The 515-nt window shown below is 41.6% G+C and carries 1 pseudogene; it reads left to right on the top strand.

Features of this window, described 5'->3' with window-relative positions:
• Positions 1 to 515: pseudogene (locus E3E28_RS10750) on the top strand (ATP-dependent protease); the annotation flags it as partial.

Here is a 515-nt window from a genome sequence, read left to right as displayed (position 1 = left end):
ACACTGAAAATTACGTTTCTAACTTAACGATTAGAGGAACAACAATGCTCCAGGCAGTTGCCGCGAGTGAAGAGAGAATAGAGCAGGCAAAATCTCTTCTTAAGGATGCATGGAGCGATTACTACAAAGGGGATTATTGGAATGCAGTGAGTAATGCAGCATTTGCGTATGAAAGAGTTCAGACAGCAAAGTTCTGGGCAAAATTAGGCGAGAGATATGCAAAAGGCGATGTAATCAGCAGAGATGTTATCAAGGACACAGCGAGAGAATACTTAGACAACGCCCGCCTAGTAGTCACATACATAACCTCAATGTTTGGAGAAACCTTAATGCAAGGACTCGTTGATAAACTCAACCAAGGAGAGCAGTACTATGAAGATGGAAAGTACTCAGCTGCTTTATTCTCAGCAATGGAGGCAAGAATTAGAGCAGAGGTCATACTTGATACACTAGGAATAGACAATGAAACAGTACTAATGGACAAGCTTCAGCAGATGAAGGAAGATGCAAAAACT

The sequence above is a fragment of the Thermococcus sp. 21S9 genome (assembly GCF_012027635.1).
Taxonomy (GTDB): Archaea; Methanobacteriota_B; Thermococci; order Thermococcales; family Thermococcaceae; genus Thermococcus.
This window is presented reverse-complemented; position numbering and strand designations above follow the sequence as displayed.